Here is a 23989-nt window from a genome sequence, read left to right on the forward strand (position 1 = left end):
CATGCGCATCCTTAAAGTGATTTCCCTGCTGCTGGACTATCCCGACCAGCACCTGCGCGACGGCCATGCCGAACTGGCCCAGGCCATCGGCTCGGCTCGCGAGATCAGCCCGGAGCAGCGCATCGCGCTGCGCCGCCTGCTCGACGAGCTGACCGAAGGCGACCTGATGGACGTGCAGGAGCGCTACACCGACCTGTTCGACCGCGGCCGCGCGCTGTCGCTGCTCCTGTTCGAGCACGTGCATGGCGAGTCCCGCGATCGCGGCCAGGCCATGGTCGACCTGATGGCGCAGTACACCGAGGCCGGCTTCGCCATCGGCGTGCGCGAGCTGCCGGACTACATCCCGCTGTACCTCGAGTATCTCGCCACCCGCGAGGAACTCGAGGCCCGCGAGGGGCTGGCCGATGTCGCCCATCTGCTGGCCTTGCTGGCGGCCCGTCTGCAGGAACGCGAGAGCCCGCATGCCGCGTGCTTCACCGCACTGCTGCAGATCGCCGGCGAGCCGGTGCAGGAAACCCTGGCCGGCCTGCAGGAGCAGGTTGCCGCCGAGGAACGCGACGACTCGCTGGAGGCCCTGGACAAGGTCTGGGAGGAGGAGCAGGTGAACTTCCTCCAGGCCGAGCAGCAGGATCGCTGCCCATCCATGCCGAGCGGGCCGGGCAAGGCCCGCGAGGAAAGCCCGGTGCCGCTGCACTGGACCGATTTCAAGCATGACGGGCAGGCCGCCGCGCTCGCCCAGGAGGTGCGCAATGTCTAACTTCAATTTCCTGCTGTTCGGGGTCTACCCCTACATCGCCCTGGCCATCTGCCTGATCGGCAGCTGGGCGCGCTTCGACCTGTCGCAGTACAGCTGGAAGGCCGGCTCGAGCCAGATGCTGTCGAACAACCGCATGCGCCTGGCGAGCAACCTGTTCCACGTCGGCATCATCTTCATCCTGGCCGGTCACTTCGTCGGCCTGCTGATGCCCGAGGCGCTGTATCACCACTTCATCAGCAGCGGTCAGAAGCAGATCGTGGCGATGGTGTCCGGTGGCTTCTTCGGCATCCTCTGCCTGATCGGCCTGGTGATGCTGATCCAGCGCCGGCTGACCGACGCGCGCGTGCGGGCCACCTCCAACACCAGCGACATCATGATCCTGTTCGTGCTGCTGGCGCAGCTGGTGCTGGGTCTGCTGACCATCGTCGCCTCCACCGGCCACCTGGACGGTTCGGTGATGGTGCTGCTGGGCACCTGGGCGCAGAGCCTGGTCACCCTGCAGCCGGTCAAGGCCGCAGGCGCCATCGAGTCGGTCAGCGTGATCTACAAGCTGCACGTGTTCCTCGGCATGACCCTGTTCGTGCTGTTCCCCTTCACCCGCCTGGTGCACATCGTCAGCGCGCCGGTGTGGTACCTGGGGCGGCGCTACCAGATCGTCCGGCAGAAGGGCGTCAAGCCGGCCATGCCGCGCCCGCAGCGCCCGCGCACCTACGAGGCGCCGGCCCGCGAAGGCAGCGCACCGGCCGCCGTGCCGGGCTACGCCACCGCCAAGAGCAAGACCCCGGCCTGAGGTCCCGGCGGCCGGTGCTTAGCGCGCCGGTCGCCGTGGCCGATCGGATCGACCTTCAACGGTTTTTATCGAGGTAGTCATCATGGGTTGTGGATGTGGTGGAAGCACGGGAGGCGGCGGCTGCGGTGGTGGCGCCCGCCCGGAAATCGAAGTGCCGGCCGAGGCCCCTCTGTTCGAGGAGCTGCCGCATGAAGAAGAAATCGAGCCCGTCGGGGAACAGGCCGCCGGCGAACCGCTGCTGATCGCCAGCAGCGAACAGGAATGGCCGCGGGTGCGGGTCAACGGGGTGGCGATCGCGCCCCAGGCCATCGCCCAGGAATTGCAGTATCACCCCGCCGAGAGCCGCGACGAGGCGGTCTTTCTGGCGACCCAGGCACTGGTGGTGCGCGAGCTGTTGCAGCAGCGCATCGCCGAACTCGGCCTGGTGGTGCAGGCGGCGTCCGGCGAAAGCGAGGAGGAAGCGGCCACGCGGACGCTGATCGAACAGGAAGTGCCGCTGCCGCTGGCCGACGAGGCGACCTGCCGGCAGTACTACAACGGCAATCGTCAGCGCTTCTTCAGCGCGCCGCTGCTGGCCGCGCGGCACATCCTGCTGGCCTGTCCGGCGGATGACGCCGAGGCACGTAGCCTGGCGCGCGAGCAGGCGCTGGGCCTGTTGCAGCAACTGCAGGCGGCGCCGCAACGCTTCGCCGAGCTCGCGCTGCAGCATTCGGCCTGTCCGTCCAAGGAGCAGGGCGGGGCGCTGGGGCAGATCAGCAAGGGCCAGACCGTGCCGGAGTTCGAGCGCCAGCTGTTCCGTCTGCCGGTCGGCCTCTGCCAGCAGCCGCTGGAAAGCCGCTACGGCTACCACCTGGCGTTCGTCGACCAGCGTATCGAGGGCGAGCAATTGCCCTACGAGGCGGTCGCCGGTGCGATTCGCGCCGAACTCAACCAGCGCGTCTGGCAGATCGGCGTCAGCCAGTACCTGCAGAACCTGGTGGAGGCGGCGAACATCGAGGGCATCCACCTGCAGGGCGCGGAAACCCCGCTGATGCAGTAACCGCGGCTTGGCTCTACGTAGGGTGGATGACGCTTCACCCATCCACCGGGCAGGGCCCTGGTGGATGAAAAAAGCGTCATCCACCCTACGAGGCTTCAGAGGTGTTATCGATGACTCAACTACGCGATGCCCACGACCGCCAGATCGACTACCTGCGCATGTCGGTGACGGACCGCTGCGATTTCCGCTGCGTCTACTGCATGGCCGAGGACATGACCTTCCTGCCGCGCCAGCAGGTGCTCGGTCTGGAGGAGCTGGAGCGCATCGCGCGCATCTTCGTCGGGCTGGGCGTGAAGAAGATCCGCCTCACTGGCGGCGAGCCGCTGGTACGCCAGGGCATCGTCGGTCTCTGCGAGCGCATCGCGGCCTTGCCCGGGCTGCGCGAACTGGTGATGACCACCAACGGCTCGCAGCTGGTCAGGCTTGCCGAGCCACTGGCGCGGGCTGGCGTGAAACGGCTGAATATCAGCCTGGATAGCCTGGACGCCGAGAAATTCCACGCCATTACCCGCACCGGCCAGCTGCAGCAGGTGCTCGACGGCATCGATGCGGCGCGCGCCGCCGGCTTCGAGCGGATCAAGCTCAATGCCGTGGTGATGAAGGGCCGCAACGCCGAGGAGGTCGCCGACCTGGTGGATTTCGCCATCGCCGGCGGGCTGGATTTGAGCTTCATCGAGGAAATGCCGCTGGGCGATGTCGGCCGTTCGCGCGGCGAGAGCTTCTGCTCCAGCGACGAGGTCAAGGCGCTGATCGCCGCGCGTCACGCGCTGATCGATTCGGCCGAGCAGAGCGGCGGCCCGGCGCGCTATGTGCGCCTGCCGGAGCATCCGCAGACGCGCATCGGCTTCATCTCGCCGCATTCGCACAACTTCTGCGCCACTTGCAACCGCGTGCGGCTGACCGTGGAGGGGCGCCTGCTGCTGTGCCTGGGCCACGAGCATTCCATCGACCTGCGCGCACTGCTGCGCCGCCACCCGACCAGCGACCAGCCGCTGATCGACGCCATTCACGCCGCGTTGCAACGCAAACCGCTGCGCCACGAGTTCTCCCACGCTGGCGAGGTCCAGGTGCTGCGCTTCATGAATGCCAGCGGCGGTTGAAACGGCCGGCGCCTGACGCGTTTGCGACGCGTGGTCGCAGCCGGCGGCGCGCCCGGCAGAGAGCGGCTAGGGTGAGGAAATACCTCCAACGGGGAATGGTCCCCGACCCACCGCAGGCTCAGCCTGCAGCAAATTTTTCCACGGAGTTGCGAGCCATGGCTCATCTGTCCACCCATGAATTCCAGCCGCTCAATATCGCGGTGCTGACCGTCAGCGACACCCGCACCCTGGCCAACGACACCTCGGGGCAGGTGCTGGTCGACCACCTCGCAGGTGCCGGCCATGCGCTGGCCGAGCGCGCCATCGTCATCGACGACATCTGGCAGATCCGCGCCCGGGTCAGTAACTGGATCGCCGATGCGACGGTGCAGGTGGTACTGATCACCGGCGGCACCGGCTTCACCGCCCGCGACAACACCCCGCAGGCGGTACAGCCGCTGCTGGACAAACAGGTCGACGGCTTCGGCGAGCTGTTCCGCCATGTCTCGCTGGCCGAGATCGGCACCTCGGCGCTGCAGTCGCGGGCCCTGGCCGGGATCAGCAACGGCACCCTGGTGTGCTGCCTGCCGGGCTCGCCCAATGCCTGCCGCGCTGCCTGGCAGAAGATTCTTGGCGAGCAGCTCGACAGCCGCACCGGCCCGTGCAACTTCGTCGCCCACCTGAAAGCCTCGCTGGATGAGCAGCCGCGCGTTTGCTGCGGGAGCCGCTCATGAGCGCCTGCGGTTGCGACAGCAAGGGCCTGCGGCCGGTTGACGAGGCGATCGACGAGCTGCTCGCCCGTGTCCCGCCCCTGCCCGCGGTGGAGTACGTGGCGCTGTCCGATGCCCTCGGCCGCGTGCTGGCCGAGCCGTTGAGCGCACCGTTCCCGGTGCCGGCCTGGGACAACAGCGCGATGGACGGCTACGCCTTGTGCGCCGCCGACCTGCCCGCCGAGGGCGGCTGGCTGCCGCTGGCCGGGCGGATCGCCGCCGGCGACGCGGCCGAGCAGCGACTGCCGGCCGGGCATGCCGTGCGCATCTTCACCGGCGCACCGCTGCCACCGGGGGCCGACACCGTGGTGGCGCAGGAGGATTGCCAAGTCGAGGCCGATCGCGTGCACCTGCCGGCGGTCAGCCGCGGCGCCCATGTACGCCGCCAAGGCGAGGAGCTGGCGGCCGGGGCGCCGGTGCTGCAGGCCGGCAAGCGCCTGCGGCCGCAGGAACTGGGGCTGCTGGCGAGCTTCGGCGTCGCCCGCGTCGCGGTCTACCGCCGGCTGCGCGTCGGCCTGCTGTCCAGCGGCAACGAGTTGCGCGAACCGGGCCAGCCGCTGGCGCCGGGGCAGATCTACAACTCCAACCGCTACTGCCTGCTCGGCGTGCTGCGCAGCCTCGGCCTGGAGGTGCACGACTACGAGATCCTGGCCGACGAACTGGCCGCCAGCCGCGACGCCCTGGCCCTGGCCGCTTCGGAGTGGGACCTGCTGATCACCTCCGGCGGTGTCTCGGTGGGCGAGGAGGATCACCTCAAGCAGGCGATCCGCGAACTCGGCGAGCTGCACCTGTGGCGCCTGGCGATCCAGCCGGGCAAGCCGTTGGCTTTCGGTGAAGTGGGCGGCAAGCCGTGGATCGGCCTGCCGGGCAATCCGGCCGCGGCGCTGATCACCTCGCTGGTGGTGGCGCGGCCGTTCCTGTTGCGCGCCCAGGGCTGCAGCGAGGTGCTGCCCAAGCCGCTGCGCCTGCCGGCCGGCTTCGCCTGGCGCAAGCTCAACAGCCGGCGCCAGTACCTGCGCGCGCGGCTGGAGACGGTCGAGGGCGAGCTGCGTGTCTGCCTGCATCCGCGCCAGGGCTCGGCGATGCTGACCTCCGCCAGCTGGGCCGAGGGGCTGGCCATCGTCGAGTGCAACCGCACGCTCGAAGAAGGCCAGCCGGTGGAGTACCTGCCGTTCAGCGACCTGCTCGGCTGAAACAGGCGAACGCCCGGTCGCTGGCGAGCCGACCGGGCGTTTTCACGTCCGCGCCTCAGGCCTGGCGCCGGTGCGGCAGCATCCGCTGCAGGGTGCCGTCGCGGCGCACGTACTGGTGGAACAGCGCGGCCGCCGCGTGCAGGCCGATCAGCCAGTAGCCGGCCTGCGCCAACACTTCATGCAGCTCCTTGAGTTGCCCGGCCCGGTCGGGATTCGGCGCGACCAGCGCCGGCAGTTCGAGGCCGAAGAAGGGGATCGGCTTGTCCGCGGCGCTGAGTGTCAGCCAGCCCAGCAGCGGCAGGCCGATCATCAGCCCGTACAGCGCCAGGTGCATCGCTTTCGCCAGCGCCTGTTCCCAGGCGGCACCCGCCACGGCGTTCGGTGCCGGCCGCAGCCAGCGCGCCAGCAGGCGCAGCCAGACCAGCGCGAACACCGTCAGGCCGAGCATGAAGTGCCAGTGCTTGAGCAGCTCGCGCGGCTCGCTGCCCTTGGCGAAATTGCCCTTGAGTTCGATGGTCGCGTACACCGCGGCGATCAACAGCAGCATCAGCCAGTGCAAACCGATGGACAGCCGCCCGTAGCTCGCCGGTCCCGTTTTACCGTTCATTTCACTACTCCGCGTATGGGTAATGCGGCCATTCTAGGTAGCGAAACTTAAGCGAAGCTTAGCGAGGGGTAGGGCGTGTTGCCGCAGCCGGTTGGCGGTGGATGGCTTCGGCCATCCACCCTACGGACTGCACGGGTTCTGGCTGCCGTAGGGTGGAAAACGGCCAAAGGCCTTTTCCACCGCCACGCCCCGTCGCGGCAGCGCTGTCCATTTGCCGGACTGGTTCGCGGGATAAGGCAGCGCCGTTATCCAGCCCACGGCGCGGGGAGGGGCCGTCAGCGCTGCCGCTGTCTGGGCAGGCGCACCACGACCCGCAGCCCACCCAGCGGCGAGTCCAGCAGCTCGACCGTGGCGCCGTGCAGCTCGGCGATGCGGGCGACGATCGACAGGCCGAGCCCGGCGCCCTGGCCTTCGCCGAGACGGAAGAAGCGTTCGAACAGCTGCGGACGCAGTTCGACGGCGATGCCCGGGCCGCTGTCGGCGACTTCGAGGGTCAAGCGATCGCTGTCGCCATGCAGCTGCACCTCGATGCGTCCGCCGCACGGCGTGTATTCCAGCGCATTGCCCACCAGGTTCTGCAGCAGGGTGGCCAGGCTTGCGGCATCGCCGTCCAGGCGCAGGTCGGCGTGTTCGTCGGCCTCCAGGGTCAGCTCCTGCTCGCGCGCCAGCGCCAGCGGCGTCAGCTCGGCGAGCGTCTCGCGCACCAGGGCGCGAAGGTCCAGCGGCGCCAGGCGCAACTGCTGGGCGCTGGGCTCCAGGCGGGCGAGGGTGAGCAGCTGGGTGACCACCCGGGTGGTGCGGTCGACGCCGGCGAGCAGTTGTTCGAGCGCTTCTTCGCGTTCCCGCTCGCTTGCGGCCTGTTGGGCGTTCTGCGCGTGGATGCGCAGCACCGCCAGCGGCGTGCGCAGTTCGTGGGCGGCGTCGGCAATGAAACGCTTCTCGCGCTCGACCAGCTGGTTGAGCTGCTGCAGCAGGCGGTTCAGCGAGGCGGCGACCGGCTCCAGCTCCCGTGGCAGTGGCGCCAGCAGCAGTGGTGCGAGGTTGTCCGGATCGCGCGCCTTGAGCAGCTGCGCCATGCGCGCCAGCGGCCGCAGGCCCCAGCCCACCGCCAGCCAGATCAGCAGGGCCAGCAGCGGCAGGCCGATGAGGTCCGGCAGCAGGCTGCGCCGGGCGATCTTGCCGACCAGCTCGCCGCGCACGTCGCCGCGCTCGCTGACCAGGATCCACAACGCGTCCTGGTGGTCCTGCAGCAGGAACAGCCGCCAGGCGCGGCCGTCGAGCACGACGTCGTGATAACCGCCGCCCAGCCGGGCGAAGGGCTGCTCCGTCGCCGCGCCGGTACTGGCCAGCAGTTGCTGCAGCGCGCCATCCGGGGCGCCGGCCGATTGCAGCACGGTGCGGCCGTCCGCGGCGAAGACCTGGAAGCCCAGCTTGCTCTCGTAGTCGTGGCCGGGCACGCCCTGGTCGCGCCGCGCGTTCACCGCCGCGTCCAGCGCCGTCTGCAGGGCCTGCCGTGCCTGCGGGCTCATCTCGCTCACGATCAGACCCTGCACCAGCCGCGCGCTCTGCGCCAGCTGGGCGTCGAACAGCTCTTCGATCTCGTGGTGGGCGTCGCGGTAGCTGCGCCAGGAGATCAGGCTCAGCGACAGCAGCAGGGTGCCGAGCAGCAGCGCCAGGGTGCGCTGGCGGATCGAGCGCTTCAGCATTTATCCACCAGGTAGCCGACGCCGCGCACGGTGCGGATCAGCTCGGGGAAGAACTTGCGGCGCAGGTGGTGGATGTGCACTTCCAGCGCGTTGCTCTCGATCTCCTCGTCCCAGCCGTAGAGCGCCTGCTGCAGCCGGTCGCGGGTCAGCACGCGGCCGGGCTGGGCGAGCAGTTCGTGGAGCAGGACGAACTCCTTGCGCGGCAGGTTGACCGACGCGCCCTGGTAGCTGACCTGCTGGTTGACCGGATCGAGCAGAATGCCACGGTACTCCAGCACCGGCTCCGGGCGATTGAAGCTGCGCCGCAGCAGCGCGCGCAGACGCGCCTTGAGCTCGGCGACGTCGAACGGCTTGACCAGGTAGTCGTCGGCGCCGGCATCCAGCCCGGCGATGCGGTCGCTGGTGGCATCGCGCGCGGTGAGCACCAGCACCGGCACCGGGTTGGCCGCGGCGCGCAGGCGCTTGAGCACGTCCAGACCGTCGAGGCGCGGCAGGCCAAGGTCGAGGATGGCCAGCTCGAAGCTCTCGTGGCTCAGCGCATGCAGCGCGCTGGCGCCGTCCTGCAGCCAGTCGACCGTGTAGCCCTCGGGTTTGAGCGCGGTGCGGATGCCCTCGCCGAGGGCGCGATCGTCTTCCACCAGCAGAATGCGCATGTGGTTCCTCTTGCTCCGGTGTTGCCGTGCATTCAACGCCGTAGCGCGTGGTTATTCCAGCTTTTCCTCGACTTGGGCGAGCAAGGCGCGGGCCTCGTCGCGGCGGCCGGCATCGGCGACTGCGCGGCCGGGGCGGTCCGGCGCGGCGAGGGCCTTCTGCAACGCCGCGCGGGCTTCGCCGTAGCGTTTCTGGCGCAGCAGGAAATCGCCATGGAAATAGTTCGGGTCGATGCCGTTCGGGTTTTGCGCCAGCGCCTGTTTGAACAGCGCCTCGGCCTTGTCGTCGTCGCCGAAGCCGATCGGCCAGCCGGGCACCTGGTAGTAGAGGCTGGCCAGGCTGGTGTAGGCCGAGCCGTCCAGCGCCCTGGGGTCGAGCTCGATGGCCTTCTCCAGCTCGGCCTTGGCCTGCTTGACCAGGCCGAGCGCGCCGAGGCCGCCCTTGGCGCCGGCCCAGGTGCTCAGCACGATGCCGTGCCAGATATGCAGCTCGGCGGCCCGCGGTTCGCCGGCCACGGCGCTTTCGGCCTCGGTGGCGAGCCTGGCGAAGGCCGCTTCGCGCTGCGCCGGTGGTAGCCGGTAGTTGATCTCGGCCCAGCGCGCCTGCACCTGGCGCAGCGCCGTCTCGCTGGCCGGGCTGAGGGCGAAGGAGGGCTGGCTGGCCAGCGCCAGCAGGGTGCAGCAGAGACCGATGAGGTATTTCATGGCTGTTCTCCAGGTGGGGTCGGACGGGGCGCGCTGCGGGCGAAGCGCTTGATCACCGGCAGCTGCTTGCGCAGCGCCTGGTCGACCAGCCGCGGCAGCAGGCTGTTGAGGCGCACGAAGAGCTTTTCCGGCCAGCCGAGGTAGAGCTCCTCGCGCTCGGCGACGATGGCGCGGACGATCTGCCGGGCGACGGCCTGCGGGTCGTCCATGCCGACCTTGAGTGCGTCGTTCATCGCCACCACGTCGGCGCTGTTCATCGCCGTGCGGGTGGCCCGCGGCGCGATGTAGAGCACCTTGACGTGGCTGTCGGCCAGCTCGCGGCGCAGCGCCTCGGAGAAACCGCGCACGGCGAACTTGCTGGCGCAGTAGGCGGCGAAGCCCGGGTAGCCGATCGAGCCGAAGGTCGAGCCGAGGTTGACCAGCAGTGCCTGCGGTTGCTGGCGCAGCAGCGGCAGCAGCAGGTGGGTGAGTTGCAGCGTGGCGGTGACGTTGACGCCGATCAGCCGGGCGATGGCGTCTTCGTCCTGCTGTTCGAGCAGTGTGAACTGGTTGATCCCCGCGGCGTTGATCACGCAGTTGAGCCCGCCGAAGCGGCGCGCGGCGTCGAGCACCGTCTGCCGGCCGCTGCGCTGGGCGAGGTCGGCGCAGACCAGGCTGAGCTGGCCGGGATAGCGCCGGGCGAGGTCTTCCAGGGCGAGGCTGTCGCGCCCCACCAGCAGCAGCCGGGCGCCGCCGGCACAGAGCCGTTCGACCAGCATCCGGCCGATGCCGCCGCTGGCGCCGGTGAGCAGGGCGCGACATTGATTGAGTTGCATGGTCGCGCCCTCAGGCCGTCAGGCTGCGGAAGATGTCGCCGTAGAGGCGGTACACCACGCGGGCCGTATGCACCACGGCGGCCTTGTCGTGCTCGTCGTCGAGGCGGTTCATCAGCTTCTTGAAGAACTCGATGTGTTCCAGATCCAGGCTGCCGTGGGAGGTCAGGTAGCTGAACGCCTTGGCCGGCAGCTCGAGCTTGGCCTGCAGCACGCCGGCGGCCTGGGTGGCCAGGGCGATGCTGGTGCCTTCGAGCACGTTGACCATGCCGAAGAAGCTCGCCGGGTTGTGCCGGGCGATGCGGTCGTAGACATAGGCGACCATCAGCTCGGTGGGCAGCGCCGGCTGGCCGTGGCGCACCGCCTCGGCATCGCCGCCACAGGCGCGGATGTCGTTGAGGATCCACTCCTGGTGGCCGATCTCTTCCTCGATGTATTCGGCGATGGCCTCGCGCAGCCATTCCAGCCGCTCCGGCAGGCGCGCGCCGCAGGCCATCAAGAGCGGCACGGTGTGCTTGACGTGGTGATAGGCCTGGGTGAGGAAGGCGATGTACTGCGCGTGGCTGGCGGTGCCGGCCAGCGCGGCATGGATGATCGGCGAGGCCAGCAGGTATTCGCGTTCGGCGCTGGTCTGGTGTTGCAACTGGTCGAAGAATTCCATGGTGTACCTCATCGGGATTGAAGGGCGTCGATCGCCGCCAGGTAGCGTTCCAGCAGGGCCGGGCGGCGCAGCCGGCCGTTGGCGGTGGCCAGGCCGTTGTCGCTGCAAAAGGGTTCGGCTGCGCGCAGCCAGTGGTGTGCGCGGGCGTAGTCCGGCAGGCCGGCATTCACCCGCTCGACCGCCCGGGCCAGTTCGGCATCGCTGCAGTCGGCGCGTCGTGGCACCAGCACGGCGACGTTCTGCGCCAGCGCTTCGCCGTGCAGCCAGGCCTGGGCGATCGGCGCCTGCTGGACCAGCTCGGCCTCCACCCATTCGGGGTTGACGTTGCGCCCGTAGGCGGTGACGAACTGGTGCTTCTTGCGCCCGTGGAGGATGAGGAAGCCGTCCTCGAAATGCCCCAGGTCGCCGCTCGCCAGCCACTCACCGTCGAGCGCCGGCTCGCCGAGATAGCCGAGCATGCGCGGCCCCCGGACCAGCACCTCGCCGTCATCGGCCAGGCGCAGCGCCAGGTGTGGCAGCGGCCGGCCGACGCTGCCGATGCGCCGCGCTTCGGGTGTGTTCAGGCAGACCACCGAGGCGCACTCGGACAAGCCATAGCCCTCGTACACCGGCAGGCCGAGCCGCTCGGCGCGTTCGAGCAGCTGCGGTGCCACCCGCCCGCCACCGACCGCGACGAAGCGCAGCGAGGCCGGCAGCGGCAGGCCCTGCTCGGCGGCGCTGACCAGCGCCAGCAGCAGCTGCGGCAGCAGGATCAGGCTGTGCGGCCGGCTTTCATTCAGCGTGGCGAGAAAGCGCGGCAGGTCGAAGCCGGCACTGCCGGAGAAGCCGATCTGCGTCAGCGGCCGCAACTCGATCCGGGCACCGGCCAGCAGCGGCGCATAGAGCCCGGCGATGTTCTCCAGCAGGGTGGCCAGCGGCAGCACGCACAGGTGATGGCGGATGTCGCACGGGCCGCTGGCCTGCCACAGGCTTTCGGCCACCGCCAGCTGCGCCGCGGCGTCCAGGCAGACGCCCTTGGGCTGGCCGGTGGTGCCGGAGGTGTAGGTGATCTTCCGCGTGCCGGCCGGTACCGGCGTGGCGGCGGTGTGCGAACGCAGCAGCAGGCCCGGCTCGTGCTGCGCGAAACCGGCGCGCGCGGTCAGCGTGCTGGCCGCGCCGATCAGGCAGTCGATGCCGGCATGCTGCAACACGTGCGCCTGCTGGGCGGGCGAGAAGAAGCCGGGCAGCGGGACGCAGACCAGCCCGGCGCGCAGCAGGGCCAGATCCCACAGCGCCCAGTCCAGGCCGTTGTCCAGCGCCAGGGCGACGCGCTGCACGCCGAGCGTTTCGAGCCGGCTGGCACGGGTGGCGATCTCATGGCGCAGTTCGGCGTAGCTCAGCTGGCGCGCGCCTTCGCTCAGCGCGATGCCGGCGTGCCGTTCGAGCGCGGCCCAGAAGCGTTCAGCTGCAGGCTGCATGGGGCACCTCGCCGGCGATGAACAGGGGCTGGTAGCCGAGCCGCGCATAGACGCCGAGCTGCAGCAGGTGCTGATGGCCCGGCAGGATCTCGCCGGCCATCACCTGGGGCCGGCTGGCGTAGTAGCTGCCCCAGTCGGGGAGTTCTTCACCCATCCGCGCCGGGTCGGCCAGGCCCAGCGGCAACGGGTTGAGTGCCAGGCGCTGAAAGCTGTTGAGCAGCGCCGGCGTGCCGGTGAACACCACCCAGCGAAAGCCCTGGGCGACCAGCAGATCGGTCAGCGCGACGATCAGCAGGCGCGCCGAGGCATTGCCGAAGGCGGCCAGGTTGCCCACCTCGACGATCTCCGCGCGGGCCACCTCGCGGCCGCAGCGCTGGCTGACGGCCTGCTCGATCGGCAGGTCCAGGTAGCGTTCGAGAAACAGCGGGCGACGCTGGGCGCTGCGCAGACCGACCGCGCCCTGTACCTCGCCGTTCGCGCTGTGCAGGCCAAGCAGGCAGGGCATGAAATGCCGCACCCGTGCCTGATAGTGCTCGGCGAAACGCCGGCGGATGAAGTCTTCCAGCGCCGCGCGTCGCGCCCCTTGGCTGGCGTGTGCCAGTTGCAGGGTCAGTGGCGGTTCGCGGCCGATACGCGCCAGTGCGTCGGTGTGATCAACCCAGGGCAGTTCCATCGGGGAACCTCGGTTATGAGCCTGGGCCGGATTGTTGGTCGGCAAACTTAAGGCAGTCTTAAGGCGCGAGCGCGGTCCTGGTGCCGCTTGGGCCGCTACGTTTTTTTCACATTCGTTTGGTTATGTTCGGCCACGCCCGATCAGCCAGTAGCCGACCAGCGCGGCGCCGATCAGCCAGAGCAGCAGGATCACCACGGCACCGGCGCGGCTGACCGGCCGTGCCGCCCGCTGCGCTTCCCAGGCCAGGGCCCGGCTGCGGCATTCGGCAAGGACGCCCGGCGGCATCAGGCGCAGCACCAGCCAGATGCCCAGCGGCAGCAGGAGCAGGTCGTCGAGATAGCCGAGCAGCGGAATGAAGTCGGGAATCAGGTCGATCGGGCTGAGGGCGTAGGCCACGATGGCCACGGTCAGCACGCGCAGCCACCAGGGCGTATCCGGGTGGCGGGTGCAGAACCAGAGCGCCATCACGTCACGTTTGAGGGTACGGGCCCAGCCTTGCAGGCGGGCCATGAACGGGGGCTGTCCGGACACCGGGCGCTCCTTCTATGAGCAGACGAACTGGCGGCGCCAGCGCTGAGGATGTGTCACGATGACGCAAAGCTCCCTGTACACCGGGCCCCGCATGGGCCTTCGCTTCGGCCGGCGGCGCCGGCTGTTCGGCCTGGCCGCGTTGCTGCTCGGCCTGGCCGTCAGCGTTGTGCTGCATTGGGACGAACGCCTGTACTTTTACCTGACCCGGCAGATGCATGTCACCGGCCAGGACCTGGCCAACCGCTGGCTGCCGGCCTACCGGGTCGCCATCGACGCCAAGCCGGTCGAAGGCATCGCCCGCAACCTCTCGGCCATTACCTATGATGCCGATCTCGACCGCCTGTTGGGCGTGATCAATGGCGGGCCGACGCAAATCGTCGCGCTGAGCAAGACCGGCGAACTGCTCGAGCGCTATCCGCTGGAGGGCTTCGGCGACATCGAGGGGCTGACCTACATGGGCGGCGGCCGGGTCGCGGTGTCGGACGAGCGCACCCAGCAGGTGAGCATCTTCCAGCTGCCGGCCTTGCCGCGAACCATCGATATTTCCGAAGCGAAGTTCTTTTCGCTGGGCATCGCCCTCAACGGCAACAAGGGCTTCGAGGGGGTGACCTACGATGCCGCCGGCGATCGCATGTTCATCGTCAAGGAGCGCGACCCGCGCCAGTTGTACGAGGTCGACGGTGTCGCCGCCAGCCTCGACGGGCATTTGCAACTGGCGGTCCGTGACCGCACCGATTGGATCACCAGCCAGGTGTTCGCCACCGATCTGTCGGACATTCACTTCGATGCCGCCACCGGCCACCTGATCCTGCTCAGCGACGAGTCCCGCCTGGTGATGGAACTCAGCGACGACGGCCGCATGCTCAGCTACCGCAGCCTCAACGGCCTGCTCAGCGACCTGCAGCGTTCCGCGCCGCAGCCCGAGGGTGTGACGATCGACAACGACGGTACGCTCTACGTCGTCAGCGAGCCCAACCTGTTCTACAGCTTCCGGCGTGGGGAAGGGTAGGGCGCGTTCCTGCCGGCGCCTTCACGCCTTGTTCACATCGCCTTGACGAAACCCTGACGATGCGGCGCCCAGACTGCTCAGCGTCACCGCGGCGTGCGCTGCATGGCCGCGGGCTTCGTTGTCTTTCGCAGGGGTGAACCCGATGTCCTCGCGCCTTTCGTATCCCCAACGCGCCGCCAAGCGGCGGCGCCAGTCACCGCGCAACCGCCGGGCATTGCTGGCGGCGATGCTTGCCGGGCTCTCGCTGGCCGGTTGCCAGGGTGTTCCCGGGCAATTGGCCGGTGACGACTATCCGCCGGAATATGCCGAGGGGTTCCGCGCCGCCGGCGCACTGGCGCAGTTTCGCAAGGATGTACCGCACTACATGAGCCAGCCGCTGTATGCCGAGGGCTGGGACGATGGCTTCCGGCAATGCCAGGCCCTGCAGGCGAGCAGCGGCGGGCTGGCCGCCTGGCGGAGCAATGCCCTGGAGCGCGAGCGCGACCGCGACTGGCGCCACCATGTGGACCAGGCCAAGGCCCAGGCCTTGCGCCGCTGAGCACGAGGGCCGCGCCAGGGCCGGCCGGCACCCATGCATGAAGGCTCTGTCCCGATTGCGTATTGCCTGAAGTGCCCTTGTAGGCGCGGGTATGGCCCGCTCCTACAGGGGCACGTCTAGATCGCCGGCTCGACCGCCGCGGCCGGCTGCATGGCGGGCGCCGGCCGATAGAGCACCAGCCGGTAGCAGGCCAGGCAGATGGTCCAGTCGAACAGCAGCGTCCAGAGGTTGTGCGAGAGGAAATGCGCGCCCTGCATGATGCGCCCGAGCGACAGCACCAGGCCCAGGCCCAGCGCCAACCCCAGGGCAGAGCGCGCCAGCCGCGGATGCCTGTCGCGCAGCACGAAGAACAGCGCCAGCAGCGAAAAGCCCGCCGAGGCGTGGCCGCCGGGCCAGCAGCGCCCCGGCTTGAGGGTCGGCGCACGCGCGGACAGTAGCGGGGTGAAGGTCTCGCTGCCGCCGAATTCACTGAGGCTCCAGGGGCAATGCACGCCGGTGAGGGTCTTGAGCGGGGTGACGATGCTGGTCGACAGCCCGAGCGCCAGCACCAGGTAACCCAGCGGGCGGCGCCAGCGGGCCAGGCGGGTCGGCAACAGGCTGAGCAGGAAACCGGCGATGGCCAGCACGCCGATGACGATCACCAGCTGCTTGACCCGATCATGCAGGAAGTCCTCGAGCAGCCAGCTGTGCCGGCCGACGAAGCCCACGCCCGGCTCGTAGAACAGTCGCGACAGGGCGAAATCCAGTCGTGTCGGGTCGCCGAACAACAGCGCTGCCATCGCCGCGGCAGACACGCCGAAGCCCAGCGCGAAGTTGAATGGCCGGCTCGTGTTGCCGGCATTGGAATGGGGGGGCATCGATGCTCCAGAGGCGCCGCAGGCGGCGCCGGCAGGTTCAGCGCTGGCTGAGTTGGTTGGCGTTGGCCGGTACGTTCTGCCAGCCCAGCAGGGCATGCCGGTAGTCGTAGCTGGCGCCCTGGTAGTAGGCGACGTCGCGCTGCACCAGCGGGTCCTCCAGCGGCGCCTGGGACTCGCGGCTCGAGTGCAGCGCATCGTCGTGCCGGCGTATGCCGCGCCGTGGGCTGAGAATCGCCAGGTCCTTGCCGTCGAACAGGCCCAGGTGCTGGTAGTTGCCGATCAGTGCCCGGCCCGGCCGGGTCGCGTCGTGCAGCAGGTCGCGGCCGAAGAAGGTCGAGACGTAATCCATGTTCAGCAGGCCGAGCAGGGTGGGGGCGAGGTCGATCTGGCTGGCGACGCCGTCCACCTCGCGCGGTTCGACCAGCCCGGGTGCGTAGACGAACAGCGGGATGTGGTAGCTGGCTACCGGCAGGTCCTGGGAGCCGGCGCTGCCTGCGGTATGGTCGGCGACGAAGACGAACAGCGTGTTGGCGAACCAGGGCCTGCCGCGTGCCTGCTCGAGGAACTTGCCGATGGCGTAGTCGGTGTATTTCACCGCGCCTTCGCGGCCGGCACCGGACGCAATATCGATGCGCCCGTCGGGATAGGTGTAGGGGCGGTGATTGGAGGTGGTCATCAGTTGCAGCAGGAAGGGCTTGCCGACGGCATGGTCGGCGTCCGCTTCGCGCAGCGCCAGCGTGTAGAGGTCCTCGTCGGCCATGCCCCAGGCGTTCTTGAAATGGATGTCCGCCTCGTTCGCGCTGCTCTGGTCGACCACGCGGTAGCCGTTGCCGCCGAAGAAGGCGCTCATGTTGTCGAAGTAGCCACGCCCGCCATAGAGGAACACGCTGTCGTAGCCCTGGGCGCGCAGCTGTTGGCCGAGGCTGGCGAAACCGCTCTCGCGGCCGATGCGCTTGACGATCGAGCGGCCCGGGGTCGGCGGCACCGACAGGGTGATCGCCTCCAGGCCGCGGTCGGTGCGGGTGCCGGTGGCGTAGAAGTGATTGAAGAACAGGCTCTGCTGGCGCAGGGCGTCGAGGTTGGGCGTCAGCCCGCGCGGGTCACCGAAGCTGCCCAGGTACTTGGCGCTGAGGCTCTCGATGGTGACCAGTACGATGTTCAGCTGGCGTGGGCTGCCCGGGTTGTCGATCATCCGGCGGATGTCCAGCGGGTCGCTGCCGATGAAGCGCGCGTTCGGCGCGCTGACCTCGGCGCGCAGCTGGCTGGCGACATTCTGTTCGGGCAGGGTGGCGTAGAACTGCGGGTAGTCCAGCTCGTTGTTGCGGAAGGCGGCGAAGAACTGGTACGGGCCGTTGCTCGCCAGTTCGCGCTGGTAGGGGTTGCCGGCCGCACTGCGCGGGAAGTCCTGGCCGATGACCGCGGCGCCGGCCAGCGCCATGCCGGCCACGCCTGCCAGCATGCCGACGCCACCGCGCCAGGTCAGGCCCGGTGCGTCCAGCGCGCGGCCGACCAGCCGCTGCAGGGCCAGGCCCAGCACCAGCGACAGCCCGGCCAGCAGGCTCAGCAGCGTATGGATCGGGTAGGACTCCATGATGTTGCGGATCACCTCGTCGGAATACACCAGGTAATCCACGGCGATGAAGTTGAAGCGCACGCCGAACTCGTCCCAGAACAGCCATTCGGCCACCGCGGTGAACAGCATTGCGAAGAGACTCGGCACCACCAGCATGCGCAGGCCGAGGCGATGCCAGCGGCTGGCCCAGATCCGCGGCGGGCAGAGCGCGAGGTACAGCGCCAGCGGCACGGCGGCGAAGGCCAGGTAGGCCAGGTCGTAGAGCGTGCCTTCGGCATAGATCCGCAGCAGGTCGAGCGGCGCGGCGGCCGCCTCCTGCCAGTGCGCGGCCAGCAGCGCCGAGCGGGTGAGCAGGAACACCCCGAGCCAGAGACCGAGGAGCAGGCAGAGGTAACGAAGCTGAGCATGACGGAGGAGAGGCATCGTATGATCCACGGAGCGGGTTGAATGCGCCGCAGTCTGCGTTCGTGCCCGTGAGCCCTTCGTAAAGAAGGCGTGAAAATTTCATCATCGACCCCACCCGCGAGGCGATATGCGCATCCTCGTCATAGAAGACAACCGGGACATCCTGGCCAACGTGCTGGACTATCTGGAGCTCAAGGGCTACGTGGTCGACTGCGCCCAGGACGGGCTCAGCGGCCTGCACCTGGCGGCCACCCAGGACTACGACCTCATCGTGCTGGACATCATGCTGCCGGGCATCGACGGCTATCAGGTCTGCAAGCGCCTGCGCGAGGACGCCGGGCGCGACACGCCGATCATCATGCTCACCGCCCGCGACGCGCTGCCCGACCGGCTGCAGGGGCTCGGCGCCGGGGCCGACGACTACCTGATCAAGCCCTTCGCCCTGTCGGAACTGGTGGCGCGCATCGAGGCGATCCTCAGGCGCAGCCAGGGCTCGCGCAAGCGCCAGCTGCAGGTCGGCGACCTGTGCTACGACCTCGATACCCTGCAGGCGGTGCGCGCCGGCCAGCCGCTGCGGCTCAATCCCATCGGCCACAAGCTGCTGGCGATCCTGATGCAGAAGAGCCCGGCGGTGGTGCGCCGCGAGCAGCTCGAAGAAGCGCTCTGGGGCGAGGACGTTCCCGACAGCGACAGCCTGCGCAGCCATATCCATCAGCTGCGCCAGGTGCTGGACAAGCCTTTCGGCAGGCCGCTGCTGCATACCGTGCATGGAGTGGGCTTCCGCCTGGCGGAGGACGCCGATGCTCGCTAAGCAGCCGCTCGCGCGACGAATCGTCATCGCCTTCACCCTGATGACACTGGTGGTCAGCGGCACCTTCGCCCTCGGTATCGTCGGCGTGGTGCATTTCATCGAGGAGCATCTGGTCACCGAGGAACTGGGGCGCGAACTGGACACCGTGTTGAACGACGTGCTGGTCCAGCGCGCCGCGCCGCGCCTCGACTCGGCGACCCGCTTCTTCGCCTCGAACCTGCCGGAGCGCGCCATTCCGAGGGCATTCCAGGGGCTTGCCGACGGCTTCACCGAGGTCGTGCGCGACGAGGATGCGTTTTACGTCTACCAGCGCGGGATCGGGGGCGAGAAGTATCTGCTGGTGCAGGAGCAGCACGAATTCGAGGCCCGCGAGAATGCGCTGTTCAACGTGGTGCTGGCCGGCTTCCTGCTCAGCGTGCTGGGCGCCTGGGGGCTGGGCCGGTTGATGGCGAACCGGGTGATGGCGCCGGTGAGCCGGCTGGCCAACCAGGTGCGCCACCGCGACCAGCTGCATCCGCTGGCACCGCCCCTGGCCTTGCAGTACCCGGACGACGAGGTGGGGCACCTGGCGGCCGCCTTCGACAGTACCCTCAGCCAGCTGCGCCAGACCCTGGAGCGCGAGCGGCTGTTCACCGCCGACGTCAGCCACGAGCTGCGTACGCCGCTGATGGTGGTGCTCGGTGCCTGCGAACTGCTCGAGCAGGCCGAGCTGCCGGATCGCGCGCAACGGCCGGTGGCCCGCATCCGCCGCGCCGCGCAGGAGATGCACGCGCTGGTGGACACCTTCCTGCTGCTGGCCCGGGCGCGGCCGGAGCAGGCCTCCTTCGGCGGTGCCGCCAGCCTGCAGAGCGTGGCGGCCGAGCAGAGCGAGCGCTGGGGGCCGTTGCTGGCGGAAAAAGGCCTGGCCTTCGAGCTGGTCGAGGAGGAACGGGACGACGGTGCCTACAACCACACGCTGCTCAGCACGGTGATGTCCAATCTGCTGCGCAATGCGCTGCACTATACCGAGCGCGGCGCGGTGCGGCTGGTTCTCGCCAGCGGCGGCTTTCGCGTCGAGGACAGCGGCGTGGGCATCCCGCTGGAGCAGCAGGAGCGCATGTTCCAGCCGTTCGTGCGGGGCGCCGAGGCGCGCGGCGAAGGGCTCGGGCTGGGGCTGTCGCTGGTCAAGCGGATCTGCGCGCACCAGGGCTGGGAAGTCGGCGTGCAGCCGTGCGAACCGCAGGGCAGCTGCTTTCGGGTGCGGTTGAACGCGGGCGACGCTTGACGTTTTTTTCACATCCTTTTGACAGGGCCTTGATGCCGGCCTCGTTAGTTTGGCGTTCTGCTCATTACCGGAACGCCCGCCATGACGAGATCGAGCCCCATCGAACTGGAGTTCTCGCGCAAGTACGATCGCGAGCACGCCCACGAATACCTGCTCAAGCACCAGGACGGCCTGGCCCGGCGCCTGTCGCACTGGCGTGACGAGCAACTGGCCCGCCGCGCGCTGAAAGTCGCCGGCGACCCCGACCTGGTCCTCGACCTGCCCTGCGGCGCCGGGCGCTTCTGGCCCCTGCTGGCCGAACACCCGACGCGCATGATCTTCGCCGCGGACAATTCGCCCGACATGCTGGCCATCGCCGAGGCCGCGCAGCCGCTGGAGGTGCTCAAGCGGGTGGAGACGTTCCAGACCTCGGCGTTCGCCATCGACATGGGCGACAACGCGGTGGACAGCATCTTCTGCATGCGCCTGCTGCACCACATCGCCGATCCGGCGCACCGCCTGGCGATGCTGCGCGAATTCCACCGCGTCACCCGCGACACGCTGGTCGTCTCGCTGTGGGTGGATGGCAACTACAAGGCCTGGAAGCGCAAGCGCCTGGAGCGCCGCCGCCCGGCCAAGGACAACCAGAACCGCTTCGTCGTCGCCCGTTCGCTGATCGAGGCGGAGTTCGATCAGGCCGGCTTCGACATCCTGGATCGCAGCGACTTCCTTCCCGGCTACGCCATGTGGCGCGTCTACGTGCTGCGCAAGAGGGGTTGAGCATGGGCCTGCAACTCGTATTACCCGGCCCGCAGGCACGGGCCAGCACCTTCGAGCGCTGGTGGAACGCACAGGGCGAGTGGGTCGAGGAGCCCAACCTGCGGCGCGCCGGCGAAAGCGGCGTCAAGCGCCTGCGCCTGGGTGATTCGCGCCTGCCGCTGCTGTATTGCAAGCGCCAGACCGGGCACCTGTATCGCTCGCTGGGCCACCCGTTCGGCCGCCCCACCGCACTGCGCGAATACCATGCGCTGCGGGCGCTGGAGCGGCTCGGCATCCGCGTGCCGCGGGTGGTCTATTGCGCCGCGCAGCGCCCACAAGGGCAATGGCGGGCGCTGCTGGTCACCGAGGAACTCAGCGGCTTCGTCAGCCTCGCGCAGTGGTACCACGGCGCGGCCCGAAGCGTCGGCGAGGAGGTTCGGCGTCAGGTGCTCCGGCGCCTGGCCGAGATGCTGGCACGCCTGCACCGCGCCGGCTGGCAGCATGGCTGCCTGTACCCCAAGCACATCTTCGTGCGGGTCGAAGGCGAGGGTGACCGCGCCCAGGTCGAGGTCGCCCTGCTCGATCTGGAGAAGTGCCGCCGCCGGCTGTCTTGCCGTCGCGCTTCGCGGCGGGACATGGCGCAGTTGCGCCGCCACGCCGAGCCCATGCCGGACGCCGACTGGTTCCGGCTCGAGGCCGAATATCGCCAGGCGCTGGCCGCCGTGCGGGAGAGCGCCGATGGATTCTGAACCGCTGGCCGCCGCCCTCGACGCGCAGAGCCTCAAGGGCCGCCAGGGGCTGCGGCGCATCCTGCAGGCCGGCGGCTATTCGCTGGCCGGGCTGCGCGCGGCGTTTCAGGGCGAGGCGGCCTTCCGCCAGGTGCTGCTGCTCAACCTGCTGCTGATCCCGCTGGCGTTGCTGCTCGATGTCAGTCGCGTCGAACGCGCCGTGCTGATCGCCGTGGTGCTGCTGGCGCCGATCGTCGAGCTGCTCAATTCGGCCATCGAGGCCACCGTCGACCGCATCTCCCTGGAGCTGCACCCGCTGTCCAAGCGCGCCAAGGACATGGGCAGTGCCGCGCAGCTGCTGACCATGACGCTGATCGCCCTGGTCTGGGCGGTGATCCTGCTCTGAGCACCTCTTCCAAGGAACCTGTCATGACCCATGGAGCCACCCGTGATCCGGGCAAGGCCACGGCCCGGCCGGGGCTGCGTCACCACCTGCTGTTCATGGCCGGCAGCGCCCTTGCGCTGCTGGTCCTGTTTTCCCTGCTGCGCCTGGCGCTGCTGCTGTTCAATCGCGAGCTGATCGGCGGCGCCTCGCCGGCGACGGTGCTCGAAGGCTTCGGCAACGGCCTGCGCTTCGACCTGCGCCTGCTGGTCTACATCCTGCTGCCGCTGTCGCTGGCGGTGCTCAGCCGCCGGGCGATGGCCGCGCGCGGCCTGCAGCGGATCTGGCTGAGCGGCTGCGCCAGCCTGGCGATCCTGCTCGGCATGGTCGAGCTGAACTTCTATCAGGAATTCCACCAGCGGCTGAACAGCCTGGTGTTCCAGTACCTGTCCGAAGATCCGGCCACGGTGCTGAGCATGCTCTGGCATGGTTTTCCGGTGGTGAAGCTGCTGAGCGTCTGGGGCGGGCTGACGCTGGCCTGGGCGCTGCTGTTCGGCTGGCTCGACCGTCGCTGCCGGCCGCACGCTGGCGCACTGGCGGGCCGCCCGGCGCCGCGCACGAAGCCTGGCTGGCACTGGCGCAGTGCAACACTCGTGACATTGGTGCTGATCAGCGTGGTGGCCGCCCGCGGCACCCTGCGCCAGGGCCCGCCGCTGCGCTGGGGCGATGCCTTCACCAGCGACTCGGTGTTCGTCAACCAGCTCGGCCTGAACCCGGCGCTGACCCTCTACGAGGCGGCGAAGAATCGCTATTCCGACCATCGCGACAATGTCTGGAAGGCCACGCTGCCCGAAGAGCAGGCCCTGGCGATCACCCGCGAGCTGCTGCTGACCGGCAACGACCAACTGGTCGACGGCGGGCTGGCCGCCCTGCGCCGCGACTATCGCGCGCCCGAGGCGGGCCGTCTGCCGGTGCGCAACGTGGTGGTGATCCTCATGGAGAGTTTCGCCGGGCGCTATGTCGGCGCGCTGGGCAGCAAAGATGGCATCACCCCGAACTTCGATCGCCTGGCCGGCGAGGGCCTGCTGTTCGAGCGCTTCTTCGCCAACGGTACCCACACCCACCAGGGCATGTTCGCCAGCATGGCCTGTTTTCCCAACCTGCCAGGGTTCGAATACCTGATGCAGTCGCCGGAGGGCAGCCACCGCTTCTCCGGCCTGCCACAGCTGCTCGGCAGCCGTGCGTTCAACGACGTCTATGTCTACAACGGCGATTTCGCCTGGGACAACCAGCTGGGCTTCTTCGGCAACCAGGGCATGACCCGCTTCGTCGGGCGCAACGACTACCGCGACCCGGTGGTTGCCGACCCGACCTGGGGCGTCTCCGACCAGGACATGTTCGACCGCGCCGTGCAGGAGCTCGACGGCCTGGCCACGGGCGAGCCGTTCTACGCGCTGCTGCAGACGCTGTCCAACCACACGCCCTATGCGTTGCCCGAGCCGCTGCCGGTGCCGCCGGTCAGCGGCCATGGCTCGCTGGATGCGCACCTGACCGCCATGCGTTACTCCGACTGGGCACTGGGACGCTTCTTCGAGCAGGCCAGGCGCCAGAGCTGGTACAAGGACACCCTGTTCGTGGTGGTCGGCGACCATGGCTTCGGCGCGCCGGAACAGCTGACCGAGATGGACCTGTTCCGCTTCCACGTGCCACTGCTGTTGATCGCGCCGGGCATCACCGAGCGCTTCGGCGCTCGCCGGGCGGTGGTCGGCACCCAGGTCGACGTGGTGCCGACCATCATGGGCCGGCTCGGCGGCGAGGTGCGCCATCAGTGCTGGGGCCGCGACCTGCTGGCGCTGGATGCGCGCGACCCCGGCTTCGGCATCATCAAGCCCTCGGGCAGCGACCAGACCGTGGCGATGATCCGTGGCGACCGAATCCTGGTCCAGCCCAAGGATCAGGAGCCGCGCCTGTATCGCTATGAGCTGGGCGCCGGCGCCCGGGCCCAGCGGATCGAGGATGGGGACGGCTCGGCTGCGTTGCTGCGTCAGTTGCAGGCCTACCTGCAGGTCGCTACCGGCAGCTTGCTGGCCAATACCACCGGCGATCGCGCGCGTGAGCAGGATGACGCCGCTCCGCTGGCTCGCACCGCCGAGCGCAGCGCAGTGCCTGTGCCGGTGCATCGGCACAAGCAGCCCGCCGAGAGCTGAGGCCGCCCCGGACGGGGCGGCAGGGGGGCCCCTGCCGGGGGCAATGG

Annotated in this window: 25 protein-coding genes; 14 read left to right on the plus strand and 11 right to left on the minus strand. The window is 69.1% G+C overall.

From position 1 onward, the window contains the following. Position 1: 1 nt before the first annotated feature. From narJ to glp, 6 genes are all read left to right on the plus strand, one after another. Positions 2-757 carry a nitrate reductase molybdenum cofactor assembly chaperone gene (gene narJ, locus CXK94_RS11820; protein WP_102894492.1) on the plus strand — a complete coding sequence of 252 codons (756 nt, stop codon included), beginning with the start codon at positions 2-4 and terminating at the stop codon, positions 755-757. Then, positions 750-1547, plus strand: coding sequence for a respiratory nitrate reductase subunit gamma (narI, locus tag CXK94_RS11825; RefSeq protein ID WP_037043551.1), 798 nt, complete (start codon positions 750-752; stop codon positions 1545-1547). The genes narJ and narI overlap by 8 nt, the downstream gene beginning before the upstream one ends. Before the next feature lie 82 nt (positions 1548-1629). Continuing rightward, positions 1630-2586 carry a peptidylprolyl isomerase gene (locus CXK94_RS11830; protein WP_102894493.1) on the plus strand — a complete coding sequence of 319 codons (957 nt, stop codon included), beginning with the start codon at positions 1630-1632 and terminating at the stop codon, positions 2584-2586. A 110-nt stretch (positions 2587-2696) separates the two neighbouring features. Next, positions 2697-3686 carry a GTP 3',8-cyclase MoaA gene (gene moaA / locus CXK94_RS11835; RefSeq protein ID WP_102894494.1) on the plus strand — a complete coding sequence of 330 codons (990 nt, stop codon included), beginning with the start codon at positions 2697-2699 and terminating at the stop codon, positions 3684-3686. A gap of 155 nt (positions 3687-3841) precedes the next feature. After that, positions 3842-4399, plus strand: a complete 558-nt coding sequence (gene moaB, locus CXK94_RS11840; RefSeq protein WP_102894495.1) for a molybdenum cofactor biosynthesis protein B — start codon at positions 3842-3844, stop codon at positions 4397-4399. After that, positions 4396-5628: a gephyrin-like molybdotransferase Glp gene (gene glp / locus CXK94_RS11845; RefSeq protein ID WP_102894496.1), complete on the plus strand. Its 1233-nt coding sequence runs from the start codon at positions 4396-4398 to the stop codon at positions 5626-5628. The genes moaB and glp overlap by 4 nt, the downstream gene beginning before the upstream one ends. Before the next feature lie 55 nt (positions 5629-5683). Here glp and CXK94_RS11850 read toward each other — a convergent pair whose 3' ends face one another. From CXK94_RS11850 to CXK94_RS11890, 9 genes are all read right to left on the minus strand, one after another. Then, a complete protein-coding gene (locus CXK94_RS11850) occupies positions 5684-6235 on the minus strand; it encodes a cytochrome b (RefSeq protein WP_102894497.1) in 552 nt (183 codons plus the stop codon). A gap of 275 nt (positions 6236-6510) precedes the next feature. Beyond that, positions 6511-7941 carry an ATP-binding protein gene (locus CXK94_RS11855; RefSeq protein ID WP_102894498.1) on the minus strand — a complete coding sequence of 477 codons (1431 nt, stop codon included), beginning with the start codon at positions 7939-7941 and terminating at the stop codon, positions 6511-6513. Further along, positions 7935-8594: a response regulator gene (locus CXK94_RS11860; protein WP_102894499.1), complete on the minus strand. Its 660-nt coding sequence runs from the start codon at positions 8592-8594 to the stop codon at positions 7935-7937. Before CXK94_RS11860 ends, CXK94_RS11855 begins: the two co-directional genes overlap by 7 nt. A 51-nt stretch (positions 8595-8645) precedes the next feature. Beyond that, positions 8646-9296 carry a tetratricopeptide repeat protein gene (locus CXK94_RS11865; RefSeq protein ID WP_102894500.1) on the minus strand — a complete coding sequence of 217 codons (651 nt, stop codon included), beginning with the start codon at positions 9294-9296 and terminating at the stop codon, positions 8646-8648. Further along, a complete protein-coding gene (locus CXK94_RS11870) occupies positions 9293-10111 on the minus strand; it encodes an SDR family oxidoreductase (RefSeq protein WP_102894501.1) in 819 nt (272 codons plus the stop codon). Before CXK94_RS11870 ends, CXK94_RS11865 begins: the two co-directional genes overlap by 4 nt. 10 nt (positions 10112-10121) lie before the next feature. After that, a complete protein-coding gene (locus CXK94_RS11875) occupies positions 10122-10769 on the minus strand; it encodes a TenA family transcriptional regulator (protein ID WP_037043732.1) in 648 nt (215 codons plus the stop codon). Between the two features lie 8 nt (positions 10770-10777). Continuing rightward, positions 10778-12226, minus strand: a complete 1449-nt coding sequence (locus CXK94_RS11880) for an AMP-binding protein (RefSeq protein ID WP_102894502.1) — start codon at positions 12224-12226, stop codon at positions 10778-10780. Further along, entirely contained in the window at positions 12210-12899 is a 690-nt protein-coding gene (locus tag CXK94_RS11885) for a thermostable hemolysin (protein WP_102894503.1), read from the minus strand. Before CXK94_RS11885 ends, CXK94_RS11880 begins: the two co-directional genes overlap by 17 nt. A 120-nt stretch (positions 12900-13019) precedes the next feature. Then, positions 13020-13409, minus strand: a complete 390-nt coding sequence (locus CXK94_RS11890; RefSeq protein WP_037043736.1) for a YkvA family protein — start codon at positions 13407-13409, stop codon at positions 13020-13022. A gap of 79 nt (positions 13410-13488) precedes the next feature. On the opposite strand from CXK94_RS11890, the gene CXK94_RS11895 reads away from it, so the two are divergent. Together CXK94_RS11895 and CXK94_RS11900 are read left to right on the plus strand one after the other, a co-directional pair. Then, entirely contained in the window at positions 13489-14439 is a 951-nt protein-coding gene (locus CXK94_RS11895) for an SdiA-regulated domain-containing protein (protein ID WP_102894504.1), read from the plus strand. 142 nt (positions 14440-14581) lie between these two features. Continuing rightward, positions 14582-14977, plus strand: coding sequence for a hypothetical protein (locus CXK94_RS11900; RefSeq protein WP_336435872.1), 396 nt, complete (start codon positions 14582-14584; stop codon positions 14975-14977). Positions 14978-15093: 116 nt separating this feature from the next. Here the strand turns inward: CXK94_RS11900 and CXK94_RS11905 are convergent, their stop codons facing one another. Together CXK94_RS11905 and CXK94_RS11910 are read right to left on the minus strand one after the other, a co-directional pair. Further along, the gene (locus CXK94_RS11905; protein WP_102894505.1) at positions 15094-15834 is read right to left on the minus strand and encodes a phosphatase PAP2 family protein; all 741 of its coding nucleotides are present in this window, start codon (positions 15832-15834) and stop codon (positions 15094-15096) included. A 37-nt stretch (positions 15835-15871) separates the two neighbouring features. Next, the gene (locus tag CXK94_RS11910) at positions 15872-17830 is read right to left on the minus strand and encodes an LTA synthase family protein (RefSeq protein WP_102894506.1); all 1959 of its coding nucleotides are present in this window, start codon (positions 17828-17830) and stop codon (positions 15872-15874) included. Positions 17831-17939: 109 nt separating this feature from the next. Here CXK94_RS11910 and CXK94_RS11915 point away from each other — a divergent pair, with 109 nt between their 5' ends. The 6 genes from CXK94_RS11915 (at position 17940) to CXK94_RS11940 (ending at position 23942) form a co-directional block, all read left to right on the plus strand. After that, positions 17940-18623 (plus strand): response regulator transcription factor, encoded by a 684-nt coding sequence (locus CXK94_RS11915; RefSeq protein WP_102894507.1) that lies wholly within the window; start codon positions 17940-17942, stop codon positions 18621-18623. Then, positions 18613-19887 (plus strand): sensor histidine kinase, encoded by a 1275-nt coding sequence (locus CXK94_RS11920; protein ID WP_102894508.1) that lies wholly within the window; start codon positions 18613-18615, stop codon positions 19885-19887. Before CXK94_RS11915 ends, CXK94_RS11920 begins: the two co-directional genes overlap by 11 nt. Before the next feature lie 81 nt (positions 19888-19968). Beyond that, positions 19969-20646, plus strand: coding sequence for a class I SAM-dependent methyltransferase (locus tag CXK94_RS11925; RefSeq protein WP_102894509.1), 678 nt, complete (start codon positions 19969-19971; stop codon positions 20644-20646). Between the two features lie 2 nt (positions 20647-20648). After that, on the plus strand, positions 20649-21374 hold the full coding sequence (locus tag CXK94_RS11930; RefSeq protein WP_102894510.1) for a lipopolysaccharide kinase InaA family protein: 726 nt from the start codon (positions 20649-20651) through the stop codon (positions 21372-21374). Next, the gene (locus tag CXK94_RS11935; RefSeq protein WP_102894511.1) at positions 21364-21759 is read left to right on the plus strand and encodes a diacylglycerol kinase; all 396 of its coding nucleotides are present in this window, start codon (positions 21364-21366) and stop codon (positions 21757-21759) included. The genes CXK94_RS11930 and CXK94_RS11935 overlap by 11 nt, the downstream gene beginning before the upstream one ends. 23 nt (positions 21760-21782) lie before the next feature. Then, positions 21783-23942 (plus strand): LTA synthase family protein, encoded by a 2160-nt coding sequence (locus tag CXK94_RS11940; protein ID WP_102894512.1) that lies wholly within the window; start codon positions 21783-21785, stop codon positions 23940-23942. The last annotated feature ends 47 nt before the right edge of the window (positions 23943-23989 follow it).

The organism is Stutzerimonas stutzeri (genome assembly GCF_002890915.1).
Classification (GTDB): Bacteria; Pseudomonadota; Gammaproteobacteria; order Pseudomonadales; family Pseudomonadaceae; genus Stutzerimonas; species Stutzerimonas stutzeri_AF.

What these genes read in the sequence shown, in the direction of transcription:
- narJ (WP_102894492.1), top strand. Translation starts at nt 2, where the DNA reads ATGCGCATCCTTAAAGTGATTTCCCTGCTGCTGGACTATCCCGACCAG.
- narI (WP_037043551.1), top strand. Translation starts at nt 750, where the DNA reads ATGTCTAACTTCAATTTCCTGCTGTTCGGGGTCTACCCCTACATCGCC.
- CXK94_RS11830 (WP_102894493.1), top strand. Translation starts at nt 1,630, where the DNA reads ATGGGTTGTGGATGTGGTGGAAGCACGGGAGGCGGCGGCTGCGGTGGT.
- moaA (WP_102894494.1), top strand. Translation starts at nt 2,697, where the DNA reads ATGACTCAACTACGCGATGCCCACGACCGCCAGATCGACTACCTGCGC.
- moaB (WP_102894495.1), top strand. Translation starts at nt 3,842, where the DNA reads ATGGCTCATCTGTCCACCCATGAATTCCAGCCGCTCAATATCGCGGTG.
- glp (WP_102894496.1), top strand. Translation starts at nt 4,396, where the DNA reads ATGAGCGCCTGCGGTTGCGACAGCAAGGGCCTGCGGCCGGTTGACGAG.
- CXK94_RS11850 (WP_102894497.1), bottom strand. Translation starts at nt 6,235, where the DNA reads ATGAACGGTAAAACGGGACCGGCGAGCTACGGGCGGCTGTCCATCGGT.
- CXK94_RS11855 (WP_102894498.1), bottom strand. Translation starts at nt 7,941, where the DNA reads ATGCTGAAGCGCTCGATCCGCCAGCGCACCCTGGCGCTGCTGCTCGGC.
- CXK94_RS11860 (WP_102894499.1), bottom strand. Translation starts at nt 8,594, where the DNA reads ATGCGCATTCTGCTGGTGGAAGACGATCGCGCCCTCGGCGAGGGCATC.
- CXK94_RS11865 (WP_102894500.1), bottom strand. Translation starts at nt 9,296, where the DNA reads ATGAAATACCTCATCGGTCTCTGCTGCACCCTGCTGGCGCTGGCCAGC.
- CXK94_RS11870 (WP_102894501.1), bottom strand. Translation starts at nt 10,111, where the DNA reads ATGCAACTCAATCAATGTCGCGCCCTGCTCACCGGCGCCAGCGGCGGC.
- CXK94_RS11875 (WP_037043732.1), bottom strand. Translation starts at nt 10,769, where the DNA reads ATGGAATTCTTCGACCAGTTGCAACACCAGACCAGCGCCGAACGCGAA.
- CXK94_RS11880 (WP_102894502.1), bottom strand. Translation starts at nt 12,226, where the DNA reads ATGCAGCCTGCAGCTGAACGCTTCTGGGCCGCGCTCGAACGGCACGCC.
- CXK94_RS11885 (WP_102894503.1), bottom strand. Translation starts at nt 12,899, where the DNA reads ATGGAACTGCCCTGGGTTGATCACACCGACGCACTGGCGCGTATCGGC.
- CXK94_RS11890 (WP_037043736.1), bottom strand. Translation starts at nt 13,409, where the DNA reads ATGGCCCGCCTGCAAGGCTGGGCCCGTACCCTCAAACGTGACGTGATG.
- CXK94_RS11895 (WP_102894504.1), top strand. Translation starts at nt 13,489, where the DNA reads ATGACGCAAAGCTCCCTGTACACCGGGCCCCGCATGGGCCTTCGCTTC.
- CXK94_RS11900 (WP_336435872.1), top strand. Translation starts at nt 14,582, where the DNA reads ATGTCCTCGCGCCTTTCGTATCCCCAACGCGCCGCCAAGCGGCGGCGC.
- CXK94_RS11905 (WP_102894505.1), bottom strand. Translation starts at nt 15,834, where the DNA reads ATGCCCCCCCATTCCAATGCCGGCAACACGAGCCGGCCATTCAACTTC.
- CXK94_RS11910 (WP_102894506.1), bottom strand. Translation starts at nt 17,830, where the DNA reads ATGCCTCTCCTCCGTCATGCTCAGCTTCGTTACCTCTGCCTGCTCCTC.
- CXK94_RS11915 (WP_102894507.1), top strand. Translation starts at nt 17,940, where the DNA reads ATGCGCATCCTCGTCATAGAAGACAACCGGGACATCCTGGCCAACGTG.
- CXK94_RS11920 (WP_102894508.1), top strand. Translation starts at nt 18,613, where the DNA reads ATGCTCGCTAAGCAGCCGCTCGCGCGACGAATCGTCATCGCCTTCACC.
- CXK94_RS11925 (WP_102894509.1), top strand. Translation starts at nt 19,969, where the DNA reads ATGACGAGATCGAGCCCCATCGAACTGGAGTTCTCGCGCAAGTACGAT.
- CXK94_RS11930 (WP_102894510.1), top strand. Translation starts at nt 20,649, where the DNA reads ATGGGCCTGCAACTCGTATTACCCGGCCCGCAGGCACGGGCCAGCACC.
- CXK94_RS11935 (WP_102894511.1), top strand. Translation starts at nt 21,364, where the DNA reads ATGGATTCTGAACCGCTGGCCGCCGCCCTCGACGCGCAGAGCCTCAAG.
- CXK94_RS11940 (WP_102894512.1), top strand. Translation starts at nt 21,783, where the DNA reads ATGACCCATGGAGCCACCCGTGATCCGGGCAAGGCCACGGCCCGGCCG.